The sequence below is a fragment of the Nocardiopsis listeri genome (genome assembly GCF_020741345.1).
In the GTDB taxonomy this organism is placed as follows: Bacteria; Actinomycetota; Actinomycetes; order Streptosporangiales; family Streptosporangiaceae; genus Nocardiopsis; species Nocardiopsis listeri_A.
This window is the reverse complement of the sequence record NZ_DYZD01000234.1, coordinates 1-8,198: the sequence shown is the minus strand read 5'-3', so window position 1 is coordinate 8,198 and position 8,198 is coordinate 1. Positions and strand designations below refer to the sequence as shown.

General features: G+C 70.9%; 9 protein-coding genes. 3 read left to right on the top strand and 6 right to left on the bottom strand.

Annotated features, from left to right (window positions below):
* On the bottom strand, window positions 1-222 hold a 222-nt coding region (locus K8V84_RS12485; protein WP_304074345.1), incomplete at its 3' end, for a helix-turn-helix domain-containing protein.
* Between the two features lie 275 nt (window positions 223-497).
* On the opposite strand from K8V84_RS12485, the gene K8V84_RS12480 reads away from it, so the two are divergent.
* Together K8V84_RS12480 and K8V84_RS12475 are read left to right on the top strand one after the other, a co-directional pair.
* Complete coding sequence (locus K8V84_RS12480; protein WP_304074344.1) at window positions 498-1,514, top strand: MurR/RpiR family transcriptional regulator; 1,017 nt, start codon at window positions 498-500, stop codon at window positions 1,512-1,514.
* 30 nt (window positions 1,515-1,544) lie between these two features.
* Entirely contained in the window at window positions 1,545-2,501 is a 957-nt protein-coding gene (locus tag K8V84_RS12475; RefSeq protein WP_304074342.1) for an N-acetylmuramic acid 6-phosphate etherase, read from the top strand.
* A gap of 45 nt (window positions 2,502-2,546) precedes the next feature.
* Here the strand turns inward: K8V84_RS12475 and K8V84_RS12470 are convergent, their stop codons facing one another.
* The 5 genes from K8V84_RS12470 to K8V84_RS12450 all read right to left on the bottom strand — a co-directional run bounded on the left by K8V84_RS12470 (window position 2,547) and on the right by K8V84_RS12450 (window position 7,882).
* Entirely contained in the window at window positions 2,547-4,109 is a 1,563-nt protein-coding gene (locus K8V84_RS12470; RefSeq protein ID WP_304074341.1) for a DUF885 family protein, read from the bottom strand.
* Window positions 4,110-4,208: 99 nt separating this feature from the next.
* Window positions 4,209-4,961, bottom strand: coding sequence for a maleylpyruvate isomerase family mycothiol-dependent enzyme (locus tag K8V84_RS12465; protein ID WP_304074339.1), 753 nt, complete (start codon window positions 4,959-4,961; stop codon window positions 4,209-4,211).
* Window positions 4,961-5,785 (bottom strand): fumarylacetoacetate hydrolase family protein, encoded by an 825-nt coding sequence (locus K8V84_RS12460; RefSeq protein WP_304074337.1) that lies wholly within the window; start codon window positions 5,783-5,785, stop codon window positions 4,961-4,963. Before K8V84_RS12460 ends, K8V84_RS12465 begins: the two co-directional genes overlap by 1 nt.
* Complete coding sequence (locus K8V84_RS12455) at window positions 5,782-6,936, bottom strand: cupin domain-containing protein (RefSeq protein ID WP_304074335.1); 1,155 nt, start codon at window positions 6,934-6,936, stop codon at window positions 5,782-5,784. The genes K8V84_RS12460 and K8V84_RS12455 overlap by 4 nt, the downstream gene beginning before the upstream one ends.
* A gap of 157 nt (window positions 6,937-7,093) precedes the next feature.
* On the bottom strand, window positions 7,094-7,882 hold the full coding sequence (locus K8V84_RS12450; RefSeq protein ID WP_304074333.1) for an IclR family transcriptional regulator: 789 nt from the start codon (window positions 7,880-7,882) through the stop codon (window positions 7,094-7,096).
* Between the two features lie 18 nt (window positions 7,883-7,900).
* Here K8V84_RS12450 and K8V84_RS25860 point away from each other — a divergent pair.
* A partial coding sequence (locus K8V84_RS25860; protein WP_369696624.1) for an FAD-dependent oxidoreductase occupies window positions 7,901-8,198 on the top strand: 298 nt, incomplete at its 3' end.

The window sequence follows — 8,198 nt, the reverse complement described above, 5'->3', positions numbered from 1 at the left end:
CTCTTCGAGGAGGGCCCGTAGGCGGGCCACGTGGACCTGGAGGGCACCTCGGGCGGCCGGTCCGGGTTCGGCCCAGACACGGTCGATGAGGTGGTCGGTGGGCACGGGTACACCGGTGTTGAGGAGGAGCGCGGCGAGCAGGGCGCGCCGGCGCTCACCGCGCAGGCGGACCGGAGAGCCGTCGACCTGAAGGGTGAACCGGCCGAGCAGGCCGACGCGGATACCGTGGGATTCGGATGGCCCGTCGGTGGTCGGCTCGTCCTCTGGTCCGACCGGGCCGAACCGCGCCACAGTGCCCTCCCTCGTCTCCCGGGTGCGGTGGTTTTCGGAAAATCCCGGAAGTTGCACCGCTTCGTCCCAGCGTGCCCGCTGAGCTGGGATCTCGCAATCGGAACAGGGATACTTGCCGCACGCCCCGTCCCTTGAAATCCTTGAATCTCCCGGTTTTTCCCGTCCGTGCGTTGACTCTGCACCGCGACCGAAAGAAACTTTCCTTCATGGCGCAAATTTCGAAGTCTTCAGGCGACTCCGTGAACCCGGATGAGGGCCCCGCGCCGACCGCACCGACCACGGTGCTGCGGATCCGATCCCTGCTCCCCTCCCTCGCCCCCGCCGAACAGCGCGTGGCCCAACGGGTCATCGACGACCCCGAGCGGGCCGCCGCCTCCTCCATCACCCAACTCGCCAAGGACTGCGCCACCTCCGAGGCCACCGTCATCCGCTTCTGTCGCACCATCGACTTCAGCGGATACCGGGAGCTGCGGCTGGCCCTGGCCACCGAGGCCGGTCAGGCACGCGGCGCCCGCAGCAACGTCCCCGAGCTGTCCAGCGACATCAACCCCGACGACACCCTCGTCACGGTCGTGCAGAAGATCGCCTACACCGACGCGCGCGCAGTGGAGGAGACCGGCGCCGCCATGGACGTCGAGGTGCTGCGCACCGTCATCGACGCCCTGGCCAACGCCCGGCGCATCGACATCTACGGGGTGGGCGCCAGCGCGTTCGTGGGCGCCGACCTCCAGCAGAAACTGCATCGGATCGGGCTGACGTCGTTCGCCTGGTCGGACGCGCACGTGATGCTGACCAGCGCCTCCCTGCTGGAGGACGCCGACGTGGCGATCGGCATCTCGCACAGCGGCACCACCATCGACACCGTGCAGGCGTTGAGCGAGGCCGGCAGGCGCGGCGCGCAGACGGTGGCGATCACCAACTTCCCGCGCTCGGCCATCGGATTCGCCGACCACGTCCTGACCACGGCCGCCCGAGAGACCACGTTCCGTTCCGGCGCGACCGCGTCCCGCCTGGCGCAGCTGACCGTGGTGGACTGCCTGTTCGTGGGGCTGGCCCAGATCCGATACGCCGACAGCCGGAGCGCGCTCGAGACCACTTACGAGGCGGTGCGAGGGCTTCGATTGCACGAGGACCGCAGGCGCCGCCGCCCCGAGAACCCGCCCAGGAACCCCGACGGCGGTAACGAGAGCAACACCGACAGCAGAGCCGGAAGCGACGACTGAATCGCGCCCCGGACCGAAGAGGAGAGCTCAGTGCACGGCAGAGACGGACGAGCACAGGACCGAGCGGACGATCATGAGGCCGTGATCGTACGGTCTCCCACCGAGACCCGGAACTCCGGCACCTACGACATCGACCTGTTGCCGGCGCTGGAGATCCTCCGGCGGATCAACGCCGAGGACGGCACGGTCACCGCGGCGGTCGCGGCCGTCCTGCCGCGACTCGCCGAGGCGGTGGAGCTGGGGGTGGACTCCCTGGAGCGGGGCGCCACCATCCACTACTTCGGCGCGGGCACCTCCGGGCGCATCGCCGCGCAGGACGCCGCGGAACTTCCGCCCACCTACGGGGTGCCGGCGGACTGGGTGGTGGCGCACCACGCGGGCGGCGGAGACGCCCTGTCCAAGGCGTTGGAGGGGGTCGAGGACGACTGGGAGGCCGGGCGGGTGGACGCGGCCGGGGTGACCGAGGGCTCCCTGGTGGTCGGCCTGGCCGCCAGTGGCCGCACCCCGTACGTGGGGGGCGCCTTGGAGGCGGCCCGGGAACGGGGCGCGGCCACGGTGCTCATCACCGCGAACCCCGACGCGCCGCTGGCCTCGGCGGCGGACGTGCACGTAGGCGTGGCCACGGGCGCGGAGGTGATCGCCGGTTCGACCCGGATGAAGGCGGGCACGGCGCAGAAGTTGCTGTTGAACGCGTTCTCCACCGCGGTGATGGTGCGGATCGGACGGACCTACTCGAACCTGATGGTCGGGGTGGACGCCACCAACGGCAAATTGCGCGGGCGCGTGCTGACGATCCTGGGCGAGGCCACCGGCCTGGACGAGGTGGCCTGCGCGCAGGCGCTGAACGCGGCCGAGGGCGACACCCGTGTCGCTCTGGTGACGTTGCTGGCCGAGGTGGACGCGGAGCAGGCCGCGGACGCGCTCAAGCGTGCCCGCGGCCGGGTCCGGGTGGCCCTGGCCGAACTCGGCGTCGGTGACACGAGGTAGGACGAAGTCGCTTCGTGGCCCGGCCGGGGTCTGCCCCGGTCGGGCTCACCCGTCCAGGACCGCGTCGATCAGGCCCAACGGGGGCGCGCCCAGTTCCAGCAGCTCACGGTGGAACCTCGGCAGGGAGAAGTCCTCGCCCCACTTGTCCCGGGCACGTTCGCGCAGGGCCAGGATCTCCAGCTTGCCCCAGGTGTACCGGCCGTAGGTGGGATCGAAGGTGGCGCGCTGGGCCTCGGCGCGGGCGGCGGGTCCGCGCAGGGCGGTGTCCTCGGTGAACCGCGCGGTGGCCTCCTCCACCGTCATGGAGCCCGAGTGCAGGCCGATGGCCACGGCCAGGCGGGTGACACGGACGAGCGCCTCCAGCCACACACCGATCTCGAAGTGGTCGGCGGTCCACTCGGGGTCGTCGATGCGTTCGGCGGCGTAGGCACCGAATCCCTCGTCCACGCACACCTCCTCGACGTAGTGCGCCCACCCCTCGACGAAGGACATGGAGGGCAACGCGCGCCGCACCGGGCTCTGGAGGCGACGCAGGGCGCGGCCGTGCGAATAGTGGCCGGGGGCGACCTCGTGCACGCTCACCGCGGGCAGTGTGGTGTGGCTGAACATCTCCAGCCACTCGTCGGCCTCCTCCGCGGACCACTCGGGGTCGGGCGGGTTCACGTAGTAGAAGGACGCGGTGTCCGCCTCCCAGGGCCCGGACCAGGCCATCATCGCGGTACCCCAGCGCAGGGCGGGCGGTGGCACGTCCACCTTGCACTCACCGTCGCCGTAGGGGGCGAGAGAACGCTCGGCGGTGAACTCCCGGCACAGGCGCGTCCACTCTCGGGCCGCGTCGAGGACCCCGTCGGCGCCGGGGTGGTTCCGAGTGAGTTCACGGGCGAACTCCATGGGTTCGCGGTCGGGGGCCAGCCGCCCGACCGCCTCGGCCAGGCGGGTTCGCAGACGGTCGCGTTCGGCGTCGGCGCGGGCCGCCAGTTCGTCGAGGTCGACCTCCATGGCCTCGCCGATCCCCATGAGGCGAGAGAGCGTCTTCGCACCCAGCCCGGCCTGTTCGGGGCCGTGTTCGGCGGCGTGCTCCAGGTGTGCCATCAGGCGGGAGTGCGCGACCAGTGCGGCGTCGCGTACGTCCTCGGGCAGGTCGTCGGGCAGACTTCCGACGAGCCCCCGCGCCGCGGTGAGCAGCGACTCTGCGATGGGCGCGAAGACACGGTCCAGGGAGGCCAGGGCGTTGTCGGCCAGCCACGGCCACAGCCGCAGGTGGGCGAGGCGGGCGGCGTCGCGTTCGGCGGCGGGCGCGTAGTCGCGCTCGTAGTCGGACAGGTCCATCTCGCCGATGTGGAAAAGAGGGTTGGTCCGGTGCCACTGGAGTTCGCCCAGTTCGTGCCGGAGCGCGTTCTCGAAGGCGGACAGGTGCGCCTCGTCGTGGGGGTCGTCGAGCGGGTCACCGCCCAGGCCTTCGAGGTGGGCGCGCACGCCCGCCGGTGACAGGTCGGCGGCCCGACCGTCGTAGGAGTGGAGTCCGGCGTGCCCGCGCATGGCACCGGGCAACAGGTCGGCGAGGGCCCTCAGCCGTGGGGGGAGTTCCTCGTGGGAAGGTACAGACATGCGGCCGACCCTAACGTTCCCGCACCTGGTCGGTCATGCCCTCGGCGCGGTCCCCCGGCACGTTCGGTGAAGGCGCCGGGGAACCGCTCGGGCCGACGGTCAGATCCAGCGGGGCGGGACCACCTCGGCGCCCTCGGTCAGGCGGGCGCCGCCACGGCCGGAGGCCCAGGAGACCACCGCGGGCAGGTCACCGCGAACGGTCGCCTTCGTTGTGGCCTCGTCGGGGCCGTTCGTGCCCTCGGCCGGCACCCCGAGGTCCGCGCGGCCCTCCACCTGGATCGTGAGCCCCTGGTCGGTGCCGCGTCCGGCCCACACCCCGACGATGTCACCGAGCAGACGTTCCAGGACGTGTTCGGGGATGTCTGCGACGCGGGCGCCGTTGTCCAGGTCCACCGCGTGCAACCACACCTCGCGGGTGCGCATCCACACGGTCTCCCGCAGCGGCACGAGCCTTCCCTGCGCGGTCTTGACCCGGTAGGACCACAGTTCCTCGGGGGTGTCCCGCCACTCCACGTCCAGCGACACCGCCGCGTGGTGGTTCAGGTGGCGCAGCGCGCGGGCCGGCAGGGTGGCCCCGAGGTCGATCTCGCGGGCCCGCTCCTCCGGTGAGGCGTACATCGGGTGTTCCTCGTCGGTTTCGGCCCACAGCACCAGGCGTCCGATGGCGCGGGCGTTGTAACCCACGTGCGCGATCAGGTGGCGGCGCGTCCACCCCTCCAGCAGGGATGGCGCGTCGAGTTCGCCGTCGTCCAGCGTCTGCACCGCCCGGTGCCAGAAGGCCGTCCCACGGCGGACCGTGAGGAGCTCTTCGAGCAACCCCGGGTCACGGGTCCGGTCGCTCCTGTCGACCATCAGGGCGCCACGATGTCGGAGGCCATGCGGCCGATACCGTCGATCTCGACCTCGACCACGTCACCCGGCTTCAGGAAGACCTGCGGGTCGCGGGCACGACCGACGCCTCCCGGGGTTCCGGTGAGGATGATGTCGCCCGGTTTGAGCGGGATCATGGTGGAGACGTAGGAGACCAGGTGCTCCGGGGGGAAGACCAGGTCGCCGGTGGAGTGCTTCTGCATGAGCCGACCGTTGACGCGGGTGCGCAACGTCGAGGCGCGGTGGTCGAACTCGTCGGGGGTGACCATGACCGGGCCCACCGGCGTGGAGCGGTTCCACATCTTGCCCTGCAGCCATTCCTTGGTGCGGAACTGCCAGCCGCGCATCGAGATGTCGTTGGCCATGCTGTAGCCGGCGACGTGGTCGGCGGCCTCCTCCTCGGAGACCCGGTGGGCCTCGGAGCCGACCACGACGACCAGTTCGCCCTCCCAGTCCAGTTCGGGGTCCTCCGCGACCGCGGTGATCGGGTCGTTGGGGCCGGTGAGGGTCTCGGCGTACTTGGCGAAGAGCGTGGGGTGGGACGGCAGGTCGCGGCCCATCTCCTTGATGTGCGAGGCGTAGTTCAGCCCCACACAGACGACCTTGCCCGGGACCGGGACCACCGTGTCGAACACGGCGTCGGAGGCCGCCACGGGGGCACCGTCGGCGTTCTCGGCGATGGAGCGCCAGTCCTCCTCGCGTAGGAGGGCGCCGAGGTCCGAGTACCCCTGGATCGGGATCCAGGCGTCCCCGGAGTCGCGGGCGGCGGTGGTGGAACCGTCGAGCCGCAGGGTGGCGAGCTTCATTCGGTCTCTCCTTCGACGTGGATGCGCTGGAAGTTCAGCTTCTCGATGATCGGGTGGTCGCCGAACTGGAACAGGTCCAGCCGCGACTCGGCCTGCAGGGTGAAGGGGGCCCAGGAGGGGACGACGAAGATGTCGCCCTTCTCGACCTCATAGGTGCGGTCGCCGACCAGGGCACGGCCACGGCCCTCGAAGACCTGGTAGACGCTGGAGCCGACCTCCCGCACGGTGCGGGTCTCCACCCCCGGTCGCAGGCGGTGGAACTGGGCTCGGATGGTGGGCATGACGTCGCCGCCGTCGGTGGGATCGACGTAGCGCACGGCCGCGTGTCCCTGTTCGACGGTGGCGGGATATCCCTCGTCCTCGATGAGCAGCTGCTCGGTGAGCGCTCGGTCGGTGTGCTCCCACCGGTAGGCGCCGATCGGCGAGGAGACGGTGTCGCGCAGACCGGAGAGCGGGCGCAGGCCCGGGTGGGACCACAGCCGTTCGCTCCGGGACACCGGCGGGGTGGAGTCGTCCGTGACGCGGTCGACGCCGAACTCGAAGAACGAGGTGTCCGTGTAGTGGACGAAGGGGATGTCGAGTCCGTCGATCCAGGCCATGGGCCGTTCGGTCTCGTTGTGGTGACCGTGGAAGTTCCAGCCCGGGGTGAGCAGGAAATCGCCGCGGGACATACGGACCGGGTCGCCGTTGACGACCGTCCACACCCCCTCGCCCTCGACGACGAACCGGAAGGCGTTCTGGGAGTGCCGGTGCTCGGGGGCGACCTCATGTCCGCCCAGGTACTGGATCGCGCACCACAGGGTGGGGGTGGCGTAGGGACGTCCGCCCAGACCCGGGTTGGCCAGCGAGATCGCCCGACGTTCGCCACCGCGACCGACCGGCACCAGGTCTCCGGCGCGTTCGGCCAGCGGCAGCAGTTCCTTCCACCGCCACAGGTGCGGCTGCGCGGCGGGGCGCGGCTCGGGCGGCATGAGATCGCCGATCTCGGTCCACAGCGGGATCATGTGCCCCGCCTCGAAGTCGGCGTAGAGCCGGTCCAACCGCTTCCGTTCCTCGGGCGTGGGCGACGGCACGGAAGCTCCGTCGACGCCGCGCGGCGGGTCGTGCTCATCGTGGTCCCCGCTCACGGGGACGGCGCTCCGGTCGGCCATCGGTCCTCCTGCGCACTGGGGTTCTGGAGCCGGACTCACGTGGTCGAACATGAGCCGTGTCACTCGGAGCGTAGGACGCGAAAGGCGACCGAACCCAAGATCATTCTGCTCAGCAGAAAAGCCGAAGGGAGGAGTGAGGCGGTGACCGCGAGCCCGGTCAGGCCTCCTCGGCGAGCCCCGATTCGATGTCGGCGCAGGCCTGCAGCAGCACACGCCGCACGCCGACGTCGTCCACCACCTCGGCGCGCAACTGTGGAACCGCGATGGTCACCGCCGCCACCCCCTCGCCCGAAGGGCCGCGCACCGCGGCGCCCAGGGCGACCACGCCGCGCTCGGTGCGTTCCCGGTTGACCGCCAGCCCCATGTCACGGACCCACTTCAGGGAGCGAACGAAGGCGGCGAACCGTTCCTCCTCCATGTGCACGCCCAAGGAACGCGCCGTCCCCGAACGGTAGAGGCGGGCCAGGTCGGCCTCCTCCAACAGCGACAGCAGGGCCAGCCCGCCGGAGGCCGAGGCGGCGTCGAGCACGGCGCCGCGCCGGTCGCCCACCTGCACCACGGCCGCGTTCGACTCGACCGTGCTGAGGAAACGCACGGTGGTGCCGACCCTGACCTGCAGGTTGACCGTCTCCTTCACCTGTTGGGCGAGCAACTCGATGATCGGTCGGGCCACACCGCGCAGCCTGCGGTTCGGCACGTCGTCGGTCACGGGCGCCAGCAGCCCCGGACCGGGGCGATAGACACGCGAGTCGTCCTGGACGGCGAAGCCGCGGAACACCAGCATCTGCATGAGTCGGTGCGCCGTGGACGGGGCCACTTCCAGTTGGGCGGCGGCCTCGGAGATACGGACGGACCCCTGATCGCGCAGCATCTGCAGCAGGGTGAGGGCCGAACCCACGGAGCGGATCTCGTAGGACGGAGGCTTGCTCCTCGGTGGTGAGTTCATGCGCGCAGCATAACCAGGGTGGACGAAGCTTTCTGCCAGGCAGAAGTTTCTGGTGCAGGCGACCCGGATCGCAGCAACGTCGACGGGAGTGCCCCGACCCACGAGGCCTCTCGGACGACGGAGGAGTTTCGAGTGACAGCATCCGCCCCCACTTCAGTGATCGTCATCGGCGGCGGCATCGGAGGGTTCGCCTGCGCCCTCGCCCTCCGACGGCTCGGCGCCGACGTCCGGATCCTGGAACAGGCGCCCGAGTTCGGCGAGGTGGGCGCCGGCCTGCAGATGTCGCCCAACGCCACACGCCTGCTCCAGCGCTGGG